Raw genomic sequence first — 15,121 nt, 5'->3', positions numbered from 1 at the left:
GTGGGGTAGGTGGGTGGGCGGGTAGGCGGATGGCGGTCCCTGAGCGGAGTCGAAGGGGGCGGGTAGACGGGTAATGGTCCCTGAGCGGAGTCGAAGGGAGTAGGGGCAAACGGCGTTTGCCCTAGCAACGGTGGGTTAAATTAACCAGAATTTGGGGCTAGGGGGAGTAGGACGTGAAAGCTACTGCCCTGGCCGGGGGTGTTTTCGGCCCAGATGTCGCCGCTGTGCTGGTGGACGATTTGGCGGCAGATGGCGAGACCCAGGCCGGTGCCGCCCTTGGCGCGGGCGTCGGAGGCATCGACTTGCTGGAAGCGCTCGAAGATTAGCTCGAGCTTGTCGGGAGGAATGCCGCGCCCCTGGTCGGTGATGGAGAGGTGGAGGGTAGGCGGGTGGCGGTCCCTGAGCGGAGTCGAAGGGGGTGGATGGGTAGGCGGGTAGGTGGGTGGATGGGTGGATGGGTAGATGGGTAGGGAGGGTGATGGGTGGATGGAATGGGCGAACTCGCCTACGCGCCCACTCGTCCACTCACCCACCTCTTCTACCTGGGCGCGGAGCCAAACCGTGCCACCGGGGGGCGAAAACTTGACGGCATTGCTGAGCAGGTTGGTGAGGAGCTGCTGCATGCGATCGCAGTCTACCCACACCCTCAGCGGCAGCGCCTCGACCACCAGGGTGACCTGGGCCTGGTCGGCCATCGCCTGCATAGCAGCGATCGCCTGGTCGAGCAGGGTGGCCAGGTCGCAGTGGGTTTTGTGGAGCGTCAGCTGGCCCGATTTCATCCGCTCCAGGTCGAGAATGTCGTTGACCAGGCGAATCAGCCGTTCGGCGTTGGTGATGGCGACCTGCACCATCTGCCTGCCTCTGGGGTTGAGGTCGCCGAGCTGTCCAGCGGCCACCAGGTCTAGGGAACCAATCAGGGCGGTCATAGGCGTGCGTAGCTCGTGGCTGACCAGGGAGATAAACTCGTTTTCGAGGCGTTTACGCTCGGTGATGTCGTTGGCAATGCTGAGGGCACAGCGCTGGCCCTGGAGTTCAATTAGCTCCACGGAGAGCAAAATAGTGCGGGTTTCGCCGGAGCGAATGCGCAGCTCAACTTCACGGTTGTGCAAAACCCCGGCTCGCACCAGGTCTTCGATGCCGCGATCGTAGAGGGTGGCGTCGGCCACCAGGTTGAGGTCGGTGACCCGCTGACCAATCAAATCGTCGCGACGGTAGCCGGTAAGGCTCAGGTAGCTGGGGTTGACTTCCACAAACCGCCCCTCGGCCAGGGTGGTGATCGAAATCGGACTGGGGCTAGAGCGAAAGGCTTTGGCAAAGGTGTCTTCGGCCTGCTTGCGCTCGGCCTCTAGCCGTTTGTTGTCGGTAATATCGCGCACCAGGGTGAGCACTGAGTTCTCGCCGTAGGGCACCACCCGCACCTCTTCAAACTGAGCGCTGTTTTGAATAGTGACCTGCTGCTCGTAAACCTGTATTTTGCCGGTGGCCACCACGGCTCGGGCGGCGGCCAGCAGCCGCTCAACAATGGGGGCGGGCAGCAGGTCGGCCAGGGGTTTGCCGTGGGGGTTGGGCACGGTGGCCAGCAGGTCGCGATCGGCAGTCGAGCGCACCGAGTCGAGGTAGATGCCATCGGCGCTAACCACCGACATTAGGTCGGGAATGGCGCTGAGCATGGCCCGGTTGCGGGCTTCGCTCTGGCGCAGGTCTAGCTCGGCCTGCAGGCGCTCTAGCTCGGCCCCAGCTCGGGCGGCAAAGATCTTCAAAATTAGCTCCTGGCCTGGGTTTTCGGTCAGGGGAGTGGCGCTGAGCACGGCCAGGTGGCCCAGCATGCGCCCGCTGGAATGCATTAACGGTGCGCCTAAGTAGCCCTCGGCCTGCATCTGCTGCAGGCGGGGCGAGTGGGGAAACAGCGCTTTGACGTTGCGGGGGTAGCGCAGCAGCCCGTTGGGGGTTAGCCCGGCACAGGGGGTGCCGTGGATGGTGTAGGTGAAGTTGTCGGCGATCGCCTGGTCTTCCCAGTAGGCCAGGGTGGTGGCGGTGCCGTCGCCGTTAAATTCGGAGACAAAGGCGTAGCGCACGTTGAGCACCTGCACTAGGTAGCGCACGCAGGTGCGAAAGAAGGCTTCGCCAGTTTGGGCGGCGGTACCCTCGACAATCAGCCGCAGGGCCTCCTCCTGACGTTTGCGCTCGCTGATGTCTTCGCCAATGCCCAGCAGGTAGGTAGGCTGCCCGTCGTCGTCAAACAGGGGTACCTTGAGGCTACGAATGTAAATAGTTTCGCCGGTGTGGGGCTGGGTGATGGCTTCAGAATTTTCGACGGTCTGCCCCTGGGCGATGATTTCTTCGTCTTGGCGGCGGTAGTGGTCGGCTAGAGGGGCGGGCAGCAGGTCGTAGTCGTTTTTGCCCAGGCCCAGCTGGTGCGAGAAGCCGAGGATGCGATCGCAGTTGGGGTTGATCAGCTCGTAGCGATAGTCGTCTTGAATATTTTTGGCAAACACCGTAATCGGAATGTTTTCGACCACGATGTTGAGAAAAGCCTCTGAGCGGCGCAGGCTTTCTTCTAGCTGGCGACGCTCGGTATGGTCGGCCAGTACAAACTCCAGATAGCCCTCGGCCGCATTGAGCCACAGCGACAGCAGCCCCCAGATCTCGCGGCCATCGCGCCGCCGCAGCTGGAGTTCAAAGTTGTGGTGGGCTCCGCCCCGCTGGCTGAGCACGGTGAGTACACGATCGCGATCGTCTGGGTCCACATAGAGCTGGGCCGTCGAAACGCGGTCGATCAACTCGGCGGTTGAGTCGTAGCCCATGATGTCGGCAAAGCGCTGGTTGGCGTCTAAAATTAGCCCATCTGACAGCCGGGTGCGGCCAATGCCCACCTGAGAATTTGCAAAAATGGCCCGGTACTTTTCCTCTCGCTGGCGCAGGGCCAGTTCGGCGTGGTGGCGCTCTAGCTCGGCTCCGGCACGGGCCGCAAAAATCCGTAAAAACAGCTCCCGGTTGGGGTTTGCCGCCATCGGCTGGGTGTCGAGAATGGCGATGTGGCCAATCACCTCCCCCGTCGACCCCACCAGGGGAATGCCCAGGTAGCTCTCTAGCCCCTGCTCCACCAGCAGCGCGTCCCAGGGAAACAGCGTGGTCAGCTCTTTTTCGTAGTACACCACCTGCCCCTGCAGCACTGGCTCACAGGGGGTGCCCGCCAGGTCAAACTCAAAGTTTGGCTGCAGACCCCCCAGCCACAGGGCCAGGGTGCGAATGCGATCGCGGGCCTCACTGGCATACTCAGTGATCATCACCGACTGCACGCTCAGCAGGTCGGCAATATAGCTGACGCAGGATTCAAAAAAGGCATTCCCGGTCTGGGCAGCGGTGCCCTCGGCAATTAATTGCAGGGCTGCTTCGCGCTGTTTGCGATCGCCAATATCTTCTACAAAGGCTTCGTAGTAAGCCGATTGCCCGGCGCTATCGGTCACCAGGCGGGCACTGGTAGACACCCAGATAGTCGAACCATCCTGTCGCCACAGCGCGGCCTCAAACCCCGAAATCACTCCCTCCTGCTGAAGCTTTTGCTGAAAGGTCTGGTAGTCGGCGGGGTGGCAGTAGCGATCGCCCCCCATGCCCACCGGGTCGGCCAAAAACTGAGTGGGCGACTCGTAACCCAGCAGCCGCGCCAGCGCCGGGTTAACGGTGATACAAACCCCATCGAGCCGGGTTTGGTAAATGCCCAGAGGGGCGTGCTCAAACATCGATCGGTAGCGGTGCTCGGCCTCTTGCAGGGCAAATAGGTGGCGCTGGCGCTCCTCGCCCCGGCGCTTGGCGGCGGTGATGTCGCGAATTACCATCACCGCCGAGCAGTGGTCGTCGTCAAAGTAAATTAGGCTGCCAGAAATCTCCAGGCATCGGGTCTGGTCGCCTGAGCAAAACTCGTACTGGGCCATTTGGTAGTCGCCTGCCAGCACCTGATAGGAGGGATAGTCGCGGCGAGTTAGCGGCTGCCCCTGCACCTGGAGCGGCAGCACCTGGGGCAAGGGCTGGTTAAGAATGCTGAGGTGATCGCGATCGACCAGGCGATCGAAGGCGGCGTTGCACCACTGCACCCGGTTGTCGCAGCCCGTCCACACGATCGCATCGGCGATCGCCCCTAGGGCCAGCTCCATTTTGCTCAGGGTGGTCTGTAGCTGGTCAACCCGTGCTGCCAAGTCAACGCCCATAGTCCCTGCCCTCCCTAGCGTTGGGCGATGCCCAACTTAGCGTTACTCTACGGTTCAATCGAGAAGATGTCGGGAAGATGCGAAAGCCCCCGCCCCATCAGTTAGAAGGTTCACAGATTGGGGATACCGGCGATCGCTGCATCCGTGCGACGGCACTCTGATACAGCCGCTGCAGGCTCAGCCCATTCTCTGGGTAGCTGACAATGGCCAACTCAAAGTCGGGCTGCAGCCGCTCCCCGGTAGGCAGGGTCACAATCTGCCGCCGCAGGGCCGTCAGCAGGGGGGCCAGGTAGTCCTGCGCCTCGGTGGGCGTTAGCTCGGACAACCCAATCACAAAGTCGCCGTTATCCCAATAGCCCAGGGTTTCGTTCCCCCGCAGCAGCGCCTGGAAGCACTGGCCCCAGGCTTGCAGCAGCAGCGCCCCAGCCTCGTGGCCGTACTGCACCGTCACCGGGCGCAGATCGCTGAGGTGGATCAGCGCCAGTGATAACGGTATTTTGTGACTGTGGGTGGTTTCAATCAGCTGGGCTAGCTGCCGCTGTGACCGGGAGTAATTGGGCAGGCCGGTGGTGCGATCGCGCTGGGCTAGCCCCTGCAAAAACCGATTCCGCTCCAGCCGGTTGAGCACGCGGGTCAACAATTCTGGCCCCACAATGGGTTTCGAAATATAGTCATCGGCCCCGGCTCGAAACACCTGCTGCACGGTGTCGGCATCGCGGTGGGCGGTGAGAAAGAGAATCGGCAGATTTTGCCAGTGGGGGTCGGTGCGCACCGCCTGGCACAGGTCGATGCCGCTGAACTGGGGCATGGCCACATCCAAAATCAGCAGGTCAGGGGCGGTCGCTGTCAGCACCTGCCAGAACTGCTGAGGATTGTTTAGCTCAGTGACCCCCAGGCCCCAGGGTTCGAGCAGGGGCCGCAGGGCTTTAGTCACCAGGGGGTCGTCATCGACCACCAGCACCTGGGCGGTGGTTGACCGATGGCGCTGCACAACCTGGTGGGTCGCCTCCCAGAGCTGCGCCGGGGTCACGGGTTTAATCAAGAGTCGCTGCAGGCCGGTGCGGGCCAGGGCCACCCGATCGATCAGGCTGTCGGTGGCAATCAGCGCCAGGGAGGGTATGGGCCGAGGCTGCGCCGCCAGATGTTGCAAAAACGCCAGACTAGAGGCCCACTCAGAGGCCGCCGTAATGTCAACCACAACCCCCACCAGGTGGTGATTCTGCAATTGACTCTGGGCCTGGTCGGGGCCAGGGGCCTGCACCCAGCGATAGGCCGCCTGACCAAGCGCCTGCATCTCTTGCCCCAGGGCAACATCGCTGGATACCAGCAGCAACACGTCAGCATCCAACGGTTCTACGGAGTCGGTGGGGGGTTGCAAATTTAGGCTACTGGCTAGCTGAACGACCAGGGGGGGCACCTCATCCCAAGTGTCGCCCTCCAGCAGGGCTTCGAGCCGACGGGCCAAGACGGTGCCTTCGTCGCGATCGAACATGCCCAGCACCCCGGCCAGTTTGTGGGCGGCGTGGGCCGCTTCGGTCTGGAGGGTAGGAGGTAGAGAATTGGCCTGAATCGCCGTGGCCGCCTGGTTGAGAACGCCTAACCGTTGAGCCATGACGTCCTGGTATTTAGACCAGAGGCTTTGCATGGATTGCTGGAAGGTTTGTTCTAGGGTGGGGGGAGGGGGAGAGTGGATGGGTGGATGGGTAGATGGGTGGGTGGGTGAAGGGAATAGAGARGRKGGGGAGGATGAGGTGGTGGGGAGAGGGGGGTTAGGGATATGGGTTTGGGATTGGGGGAGAGTATTGGGGCTGAAGCGGTAGCCGATGCCGTAGACGTTTTCGATCCAGTCGGCGGCACCAACGTCTTTGAGCTTGCGGCGCAGGCCTTTGATGTGAGCTTTGACGCTGTCTTCGAGGGGCGGGTCGTCGAAGCTCCACAGGTGCTCGACCAGGTGGGCGCGGCTAAACACCCGCTCGGGGTGACGCATAAACAGCTCTAGCAGGCTGTATTCCTTGGGGGTGAGCCTGAGGGGGGTGTCGCTGTAGGCGACTTGGCAGCTGGCCGGGTCTAGCCGCAGTGGTCCCACCAGCAGCAGCGTGTCGGGGACAACTTCGCCCCGGCGCAGCAGGGCGCGCACGCGGGCAAGAAATTCATCTAGATTCAGAGGTTTGATCAGGTGGTCGTCGGCCCCGGCATCGAGCCCGCGCACCCGTTCGGCGGGGGCGTCTTTGGCGGTCATCAGCAAAATGGGAGTTTTGCAGCCCTGGTGGCGCAGCCGTTCGCAGAGGGCAATGCCGTCGAGGCCGGGCAGCCCCACATCGGTAATGATCAGGTCGTAGGCGGTAGCTTGGGCATAATCGCTGGCGGTCTGGCCGTCGGCGATCGCATCCACCACGTACCGCTGGCTGGCCAAGCAGTCTACCAGCCGATCCGCCAAAATCACGTCATCTTCGACCAGCAGAATTCTCACCGTGGCCTGCTGTTATCGAGAAAAGGCTACTGCCACGCTACCGCAGTCCGCTGGCTGAGGCGAGGTTACTTAAATATTGTTGAGCATTGCCAAGTCGCCCCGTAGCGAAACAACCCTCCCCAAAACTTCCCGATTTTCTCCCCGGTTGCCTCCCGGCATCTTCCCAACTGCTCCCTACCTTGAGACTCAAGAGCGACCCACAGCTCTAGCACGAACCATTACTCAATTCATTCCCCCACGGCTAAGCAACCACGCCAGATGCTTGGCCGCCTTTATTTATGGTCCTAAGGAACCTATGTTGATGCCACCATCCACAACCACAGTGCCGAATCTGCCGCTGGTGCCCTCGGCCCTCCAGCGACCCCTGCTCACGCAGACTGCCATTCGCCTGGCCACCCAGGCCGACCAGAAACACCTAACTGCCGCCTTGGTACTGGCCTTTGCTGACGACCCCATCATGCGGTGGATGTACCCCGACTCCCACCAGTACCTCACCCACTTTCCTACTTTCGTCAGAGCCTTTGGAGGTCGCGCCTTTGAGCAACAAACTGCCTACGCCGCCAGCGGCCAGGCTGGAGCCGCCTTCTGGCTGCCGCCAGGGGTAGAAGTTGACGAACAAGCCCTGATCGAGCTATTTCAGCGCAGTGTATCTGACGCTCTGCCGGGCGACTTGTTTGGGGTGCTGGAGCAAATGGATCACTACCACATTCACCAGCCCCACTAGTATCTCTCGCTCCTGGCAGTAGAACCCGCCCACCAGCGCAAAGGCTACGGCTCAGCCCTGATGCGTGAGATTTTGGCGCGGTGCGATCGCGACCACCTGCCCGCCTACGTCGAGTCCTCCAAGCCCGACAACATCCCCTTCTACCAGCGCCACGGCTTTGAGCCGCTGGGCACCATCCAGGCGGGTACCTCCCCGCCCCTGTTCCCCATGCTCCGTCCCCCCCAATAACCTCTCCCCCTCCCCTAATTCCTTCAAACAGGCTTCGCCACTCGCCCACCCATCCACTCGCCCACCCATCCACTCGCCCACCCATCCACTCGCCCACCCCCTTCGACTCCGCTCAGGGACCGTTGCCCATCCACCCATCAAAGGCTCCCCCATGTCACCCACCCCCACCCTCCCCCAGCTCTCCGATCGCCTCTTCCTCGCCGACGGCGGCATCGAAACCACCCTCATATTTCGTGACGGGTTTGACCTGCCCCATTTTGCTGCCTTTACGCTGCTGTCGAATGCGGCGGGTCGTCAGGCGCTAGAGCGCTACTTTCGCAGCTACATTGCGATCGCCCAGACCTACCAGGTCGGCCTGGTGCTAGAGAGCGTCACCTGGCGGGCCAACCCCGACTGGGCCGCCAAGCTGGGCTACTCCAGCGCCGATTTAGTGGAGATTAACCGGCAGGCGATCGCCCTGCTCCACGACCTGCGCCAAACCCACGCAACCCCCCAAACCCCCATCGTTGTCAGCGGCTGTCTGGGGCCAAGGGGCGACGGCTATGTGCCCACCGCCGCCATGACCGTCAAGGAAGCCGCCGCCTACCACCGCCCCCAAATCGACAGCCTGCGTGAGGCCAGGGCCGATCTGGTCACCGCCATGACCATGAACTATACGGAAGAAGCCCAGGGTATTGCCCTGGCCGCCCAAGCTGCCGGAATACCAGTAGTGATTTCTTTCACGGTAGAAACCGATGACTGCCTGCCGACGGGCCAGCCCCTGGGCGAGGCTATTGAGCAGGTGGATGCCGCAACGGAGCGTGCCCCCGCCTACTACATGATCAACTGTGCCCACCCCACCCANNNKGCCGAGGCCCTACCCGCCAGCGCCCCCTGGTTAGAGCGCATTCGCGGACTGAGGGCCAATGCCTCCACCAAGAGCCACGCTGAACTCGACGAAGCCACCGAACTCGACGCGGGCAACCCCGCCGAACTGGGCCAGCAGTACCGCGCCCTCAAGGCCAAACTGACCCATCTCAACGTGATGGGAGGCTGCTGCGGCACTGACGAGCGCCACATTGAGGCCATTTGCCAGGCCTGCCTGCCCTTGGCCTGGGCACACCTATCCCAGCCCGCCCTAATTCTCCAGGGCTGATTCTGACGAGATCACTCAGTCTAGCCAAACGCCATCAGGAGAAAGCTGATGGCGTTTTTGTTTTAAAGAATCAGAATTTTATACACAGCGGTTTTATTGAGGTAAGGCGCACTAAAACAAAGATCCGATGGTGCTCTTCAAAACTTGGGTTGAATTGCGAAACTTTACGTGAAACGTCACCATTAGTTTGGTCAGACTGCTGCCAAACACCTCCCTAACTCAGCGTAGCGTTGGCGAAAGTCCAGACTGTACACTCCAGAGATTTGCGTACATTTCACCTGTGGCTAGCAACTTGTCGTGAGTACCCTGTTCAACGATTTGCCCCTTGTCCATTACGTAAATGCAATCGGCATGACGAATGGTAGAAAGGCGGTGGGCGATCGCAATTGTCGTTCTGCCTTGAGTAATTACCGCCAGCGATCGCTGAATGGCCGCCTCGGTTTCGTTATCCACCGCTGAGGTGGCTTCGTCAAGAATCAGAATCGGCGGGTCTTTGAGAATGGCGCGGGCGATCGCCAACCGCTGTCGCTGCCCACCGGAAAGTTTCTGTCCCCGTTCGCCCACAATCGTGTCGTAGCCTTGCGGCAGCTGCTCAATAAACCCATGGGCTTCGGCTAATTTTGCCGCCTGGATGATCTGCTCATGGGTGGCGTCAAAGCTGCCGTAGCAAATATTTTCGGCCACCGTGCCGTGGAACAAAAACACGTCCTGGCTTACCCAACCGATGCAGCGGCGTAAGTCCAATAAATTGAGATCGCCAATATCAACGCCGTCAATCAGAATGCGCCCGCTTTGCGCCTCGTAGAACCGCAGCAGGAGCTTGACCAGGGTGCTTTTGCCTGACCCGGTGGCACCGACAATGCCAATGGTTGCCCCCGCCGGAACCCGCAAAGCAAGATTCTTGAGCACCGGCTGACGACCGATGTAGGCAAAGGTAATGTCTTCAAACTGCACTTCGCCGCGCACGGTGCTCAGCGGTAGGGGGAGATTGCTCTGAGCAATGGCCACTGGCGTATCGAGCAAGGCCATTACCCGGCGCACTGAAGCCATCGCCCGCTGGTACTCATCCATCAGCTCGCTCAGGTCGGTAAAGGGCCACAGCAACCGCTGAATGATGAACACCAGAAAGCCGTAGGTGCCCGCCGATAGGCTGCCGTTGGCGACGGCAACCCCGCCCAAAAACAGCGTGGCGGTAAACCCGATCAAAATCACGATGCGAATCAGGGGCACGAAGGCGGCGCTGAGGGCGATCGCATGGGCATTGCTCTGGCGGTAGGCGTTGCTGTCAGTGGCGACGCGATCGCGCTCGTAGGCTTCGGCGGTGTAGCTCTTAATCGTGGCAATGCCAGACAGGTTGTTGGCCAGCCGAGTGCTAATCAATCCGCTCTTCTCGCGCACGTCGGCATAGCGCGGCTCTAGTTTGGCCTGAAACACGGCCGTTCCCCAAATCACAAAGGGAATCGGAACCATCGCCCACCACGACACCCCCGGAGCCAGAGCAATAAACGTGCCGCCCACAAAGAGAACGGTGGTGAGAAAGTGCAGAATGTTGTGGGCACCGAAGTTCAAAAACCGCTCTAGCTGGTTGATGTCGTCGTTGAGCACCGATAGCAGCAGGCCAGAGCTGCGATCTTCAAAGTAGCTCAGCTCTAGCTCTTGCAGATGGCTGTAGGCATCGACGCGCAGCTCGTGCTGAAGGGTTTGGGCTAGGTTGCGCCACAGGCGACTGTAGGCATACTCGCTCAGCGATTCCAGGCTCCAGAGCAGCAGGGTGAGCAGAGATAGAACTGCCAACTGTCCCGTGATGCTGGCGAAGCCCAATCGGGCGATCAGCGAGTTTTCTTCGTTTACCACGACATCGATAGCAACGCCGATTAGGTATGGCGGTGCCAGGTCGAAGATGGTATTGAGAATGGAGCAAGCCATCGCTCCCCAAACCCAGAGCTGATAGGGTTTGCCATAGCGGAGTAGACGCAGAAGGGGCTGAGTCGTGCGAGTGGCCATGGGTGCCTTTTCAAAAAAGTTAGAATGAGGGTTATCAACTGCTGAGGTACCAGCTATGCCCTTGCTTCCCTTAGTAATCGGTTCATCTACAGCGCTGGGGATAGGCTATTTTTGTGCAGATCTCTACCGCAATCGACGCAGACTGGCGGAGCAGCCTGAACCACAGGCCGATATGACCTGTTATGAGCTGGGCGACATCCCAAGGGGTGAAGATCTTGAGGCTATGGGTCGGGCGGTCAGCCATGCGGGTCATGGTGTCGCGGAAGCATCTAGTGAATGTATAAGTGGCACCATTGGGCATTGTGTAGAGGCGATCGCCCACAGTCTTTCTCATCATTAATAGGGATTTAGTATCCCCACTCATCCACCCATCTACTCATCGACCCATCCACCCATCCACTCACCTCTCTACTGCTGGAATCTTGGCAATACTTGCCGACTGCAACATTTCAGGCAACTGCTTCCAGGGGATACTGCCTGTGTTGCTATTCAGATAGAGTTGGCCAAACTGACGGAGTGCAGGGGCGGTTTCGTCCGTTGGCAATGTGTTGAATAGGTAGGTAGGCTTAATAGGGGCAGGGAACGTGATGGCGCGGGGGCAATCGCATGTCCACAAACAAACAACTGGCCGGAACTGAGATTTATCAGACTGTGATTGTTCAGCCACTACCCTATTAAGTTGTTTAAGTAAACGTGTGCCATCAGCGAGTTTACCTTCAGGTTCTTCTTCTGAGAATTGGCAGGATTCGCAGACAAAAAAGGTGTATTTGGGCATGAGTTTAACGTGTGTTGATCAAATACTTGTATAGATCATCAATCACGGCAGCAGCAGCAAGCAAACTAGATCCTGTCCATGCTGGAAAGCTGACAAAGTAAAGGCGATTTTGCTGAACAGCTCGAAGCTGTTGCCAAAGTGGTTTTTGCTGAAGTCGTTTAAGGACTTGCTGGTCATCCCCAGTCCAGGTGGTGATGAACAAAATGTCTCCATCGGCTTTTTCTAGTAATTCTTCTTCGGAAATGCTAATGATGCCGTATGGAGCAGTTACATCCTGTGCGGCTGAGCGCTGTAAACCAACCTCATTGAGAATTGAGCCTGCAAATGAATTTTTGACATCACTTTCGATTCCCCTCGAACCGAAATGAATAAAGGAGACTTTTTGATCTTGATAGCGATCGCCTAGGGCCTCCTTTAGCTGTTTGACTCGCTGCTCGTAGTCGGACCAAGCTGCTTGTGCAGCTTCCGTTTTACCTAACACTTCAGCTACGAAATTAAAGTGTTCTTGCCAGGATAATGGCCCTTCCCACCGACCTAATACCGTAGGAGCAATCTGAGACAGTAGAGAGTAGATTTCGCTGCCAGTAACCTCCCAACCCAGAATCAAATCCGGCTTAAGCAGCAGCATTCTTTCTAAATCTGGCTGAGAACGCCCTAAAAACTCTATTCCTTTACCCTGCAAAGAACTAACAACCTCATCCTGGTAAAAATAGGTGCTCGCAATGGGCTTGACGCCGAGAACAAGTGCATTATTTAAGGTGGGCGCAGACAAGGTGACGATACGTTTAGGCTCAGCCGGAACACAAGTTTCTCCCATTTTGTGCTGGACAACATGACAGGCCTCTCCTGGTGATTCAACAGTGGAGCGCATATTTTGTCTAGGTGTTGAATTGCAGGCCGTAATCAGAAAAACTCCTACAATCCCTAGCAGTAGAAAAGGGATAAAGCGCCTAAATCTGGTTTCTAAAATTCCCACGAAATTGTTCCTTGTACGGTAAAGGGTTCCCCATAAGAAAGACGATTTCGGTTCAGTGCAAAGTCAAAAAAATCTACGTCAAACAAGTTCTTGAAATTAATGGCTGCTCGGAACCTGTTTCTGCTGTAGAAGATAGCAGCATCCGTACGTAGATAACTGGGAATTTTAAAGGTATTAGCCAAGTCTCCTTGCCTGTCTCCTACAAAAAATAGTCCTAGGCCAAGCCCCAAACCCTGCAAGTCACCCGCTTGAATTTCGTAGGTTGTCCACAGGTTAAAAGCATTTCTAGGTGTGTTGTTGAGCTGATTGCCAATAAGTTCGGGTGTGTTGTCTTGCGTTACCTCAGCGTTAGTGTAGGCGTAGCCCCCAATAATGTTCCATCCCGGCAGTATTTCACCTCCAATAGTGAACTCAATGCCGCGACTGCGCTGTTCGCCTGTTTGAACAGAAAAGCGTGGATCAATCAAATCGGTTGTGAGAACATTGGTGCGAGTCAGGTCGTAAAAGGCAAGGGTGGCAGAAAGCCTATCACTTAAATCTGTCTTGACCCCAAATTCATACTGGGTGCCACGCTCCGGTAGAAAAGGGGTACGGTTAATATCTGTACCAACAGAGGGTGGCGCAAACGATCGTGAGTAGCTCGCATAGAGCGAGACGGGTGGAATGGGCTGATAGACAATTCCTACACGAGGACTGAAGGCATTACCAGACTGATTGATCTCAGTATCGGCGAATAGGTCTAAAGTGTCCTGTCCAAAGGTGTCAAAGCGCAGACCTAGCAATAGCCTTAGATTCTCTGCCAGTATCACCTGATCTTGAATGTAAATTCCCAGGGAATTCCTCTGAGCATCATCCTCGAAGATAAGCTCAAGCGGTCCAAGCGGCTGATTGTACACCGGATTAAACAAATCAATCTGAGTCGCAGTGTTACTACCAATGCTTTGTTGAGTAAATCGATTCAAATCTAATCCAACAGTAAACTCATGTTGAATTGAACCCGTGGAAAAACTACCTACAAAGTCAGTTGTAAGGGCATAGGTGTCTTGATTAAGCTCAAACTCTCGGTAAAAACGATTCAGAGTACGACCGTCTAAAATGGGTCCGCCAGTAGGAATAGTATAGTTGTCATAATAGCGCCGAAATGATGCCCGAAATGTATTGCGTAATGTCCAGGTATCGCTAAATTGGTGCTCTAGTCGGTATCCAATTCCACTAATTTTTTGATTGCTTCCGCTAAAAGGCTCAGCATAGTTTCGATTACGAGGTATCTCACCATTTGGATTTGATAACAATATGCCGCTCAAAGGAACGCCTGAATAGTTGCCAGAGCTTACCTCTACAAACTCTCCATCTAGAGCTAGGCTAGTTCTTTCATTGAGGTTGAAGCTTACAACAGGTGAAATGCCGAAATATTCGCTATCAAAGAAGTCAACGAAATAACCCGAATTTCTATAGGAGGAATTCAGCCGATACAGCACAGTTCCAGAATCGTTCAGAGGCCCAGATAAATCGATCGCGCCTCGATAAAAATCGTAGTTTCCAATCGTTGCCTCAACTTCGTAGAAAGGCTCGCTTAGGGGCTGCTTCGTCACTAAATTGATAGTTCCGCCCGGATTACCAAAACCAAACAACACGGATGCTGGGCCTCTGAGCACCTCAACTTGCTCAATGCCGGGCAGCTCAAGAACTCCTCCGGCAGTGGGATCGGGCAGCCCATTCCTAAGAAAATTGTTGCCAGAATTTTCGTTAGCGGTAAAGCCACGGATGGTAAAGGTACTAACGGAAAAAGGACCTGAAAATGCTCGTGTTACGCCAGGGACATTCCTTAGCGCCTCGTCTAGACGGTAAGCCTGTTGATCCTGTAATACCTGCTGAGGCACTACTTGAATGGACTGTGGAATGTCTCGCAATGGAGTGTCTGTCCGGGTTGCAGTAGTCGCGCTCGAAGGGTTGTATCCCTCATCTTGCTCCCCAGTTACCAGCACCTGAATGGCCTCATCCTCGGCACCGACTACTGTATCCCCCAGCGTCACCGCCAACCCTGTAGCCGTAACTTCAGCCACCGGTGGCGCATCCGTTCCGGTAATCGCTACTCGCACCAAGTCCCCTGGCTCATTGGTTACGCTCACCAGGGCAATGCCCTCGGCTGGCGCAAACTGTTCAAACGAGTTGCCGTCGGGTAAAGCCAGCACCGCATTGGGGATTTCAGCAATCAGCGCATTGCCTACCGTCTGCGTCGCTGGGGTGGGCAGGTCGCCCTCAGCGATTTCCAATACCAGCTGCAAACCCGCTTCAGTTTCCTCAACGCGCACCCCCGTAATCTGGGTAAGCGACGCGTCGATTTGAGCGATCCACTCCTCGACGGTTGTCGCGGGCGGTGGGGCAATGGGGAGATGGGAAAATGGGGGGAGAGCTGCTTCAGGCCCTAACCTTTCCACTGTATTAGTCTCAGGCTCTACATTGCCCTCACTCGCTTGGGCAGTCATAGACGGAATGCTGGTTGCGATCGCACTGCCTGCCACGCTCAGCGCGATCGCTAACTGCCCTAAAACCCAGAGTTTCGTCATTATCCTCAGCCCTCACACCTACGGTTATCCTTCAAAT

7 protein-coding genes and 1 pseudogene are annotated in these 15,121 nt (G+C 57.4%); 2 read left to right on the top strand and 6 right to left on the bottom strand.

Features of this window, described 5'->3' with window-relative positions; translation table 11 throughout:
* Positions 1 to 140 precede the first annotated feature (140 nt).
* Entirely contained in the window at positions 141 to 4,205 is a 4,065-nt protein-coding gene (locus IQ265_RS09110; protein ID WP_194052568.1) for a PAS domain S-box protein, read from the bottom strand.
* Between the two features lie 97 nt (positions 4,206 to 4,302).
* On the bottom strand, positions 4,303 to 6,675 hold the full coding sequence (locus tag IQ265_RS09105; protein ID WP_194052566.1) for a response regulator: 2,373 nt from the start codon (positions 6,673 to 6,675) through the stop codon (positions 4,303 to 4,305).
* A gap of 301 nt (positions 6,676 to 6,976) precedes the next feature.
* On the opposite strand from IQ265_RS09105, the pseudogene IQ265_RS30040 reads away from it, so the two are divergent.
* Together IQ265_RS30040 and IQ265_RS09095 are read left to right on the top strand one after the other, a co-directional pair.
* Positions 6,977 to 7,627, top strand: a pseudogene (locus IQ265_RS30040) (GNAT family N-acetyltransferase).
* A gap of 151 nt (positions 7,628 to 7,778) precedes the next feature.
* Entirely contained in the window at positions 7,779 to 8,762 is a 984-nt protein-coding gene (locus IQ265_RS09095; protein WP_194052563.1) for a homocysteine S-methyltransferase family protein, read from the top strand.
* A 219-nt stretch (positions 8,763 to 8,981) separates the two neighbouring features.
* Here IQ265_RS09095 and IQ265_RS09090 read toward each other — a convergent pair whose 3' ends face one another.
* The 4 genes from IQ265_RS09090 to IQ265_RS09075 all read right to left on the bottom strand — a co-directional run bounded on the left by IQ265_RS09090 (position 8,982) and on the right by IQ265_RS09075 (position 15,084).
* Positions 8,982 to 10,766, bottom strand: coding sequence for an ABC transporter ATP-binding protein (locus tag IQ265_RS09090; RefSeq protein WP_194052562.1), 1,785 nt, complete (start codon positions 10,764 to 10,766; stop codon positions 8,982 to 8,984).
* A 400-nt stretch (positions 10,767 to 11,166) separates the two neighbouring features.
* Positions 11,167 to 11,541 (bottom strand): DUF1636 domain-containing protein, encoded by a 375-nt coding sequence (locus tag IQ265_RS09085; RefSeq protein WP_194052561.1) that lies wholly within the window; start codon positions 11,539 to 11,541, stop codon positions 11,167 to 11,169.
* 4 nt (positions 11,542 to 11,545) lie between these two features.
* Positions 11,546 to 12,517 (bottom strand): iron-siderophore ABC transporter substrate-binding protein, encoded by a 972-nt coding sequence (locus tag IQ265_RS09080; RefSeq protein WP_347404934.1) that lies wholly within the window; start codon positions 12,515 to 12,517, stop codon positions 11,546 to 11,548.
* Positions 12,505 to 15,084 (bottom strand): TonB-dependent siderophore receptor, encoded by a 2,580-nt coding sequence (locus tag IQ265_RS09075; protein WP_194052560.1) that lies wholly within the window; start codon positions 15,082 to 15,084, stop codon positions 12,505 to 12,507. Before IQ265_RS09075 ends, IQ265_RS09080 begins: the two co-directional genes overlap by 13 nt.
* Positions 15,085 to 15,121 lie beyond the last annotated feature (37 nt).

The sequence above is a fragment of the Nodosilinea sp. LEGE 06152 genome (assembly GCF_015207525.1).
Classification (GTDB): domain Bacteria; phylum Cyanobacteriota; class Cyanobacteriia; order Phormidesmidales; family Phormidesmidaceae; genus Nodosilinea.
The sequence above is the reverse complement of the archived record's forward strand: the minus strand, read 5'-3'. Positions and strand labels throughout refer to the sequence as shown.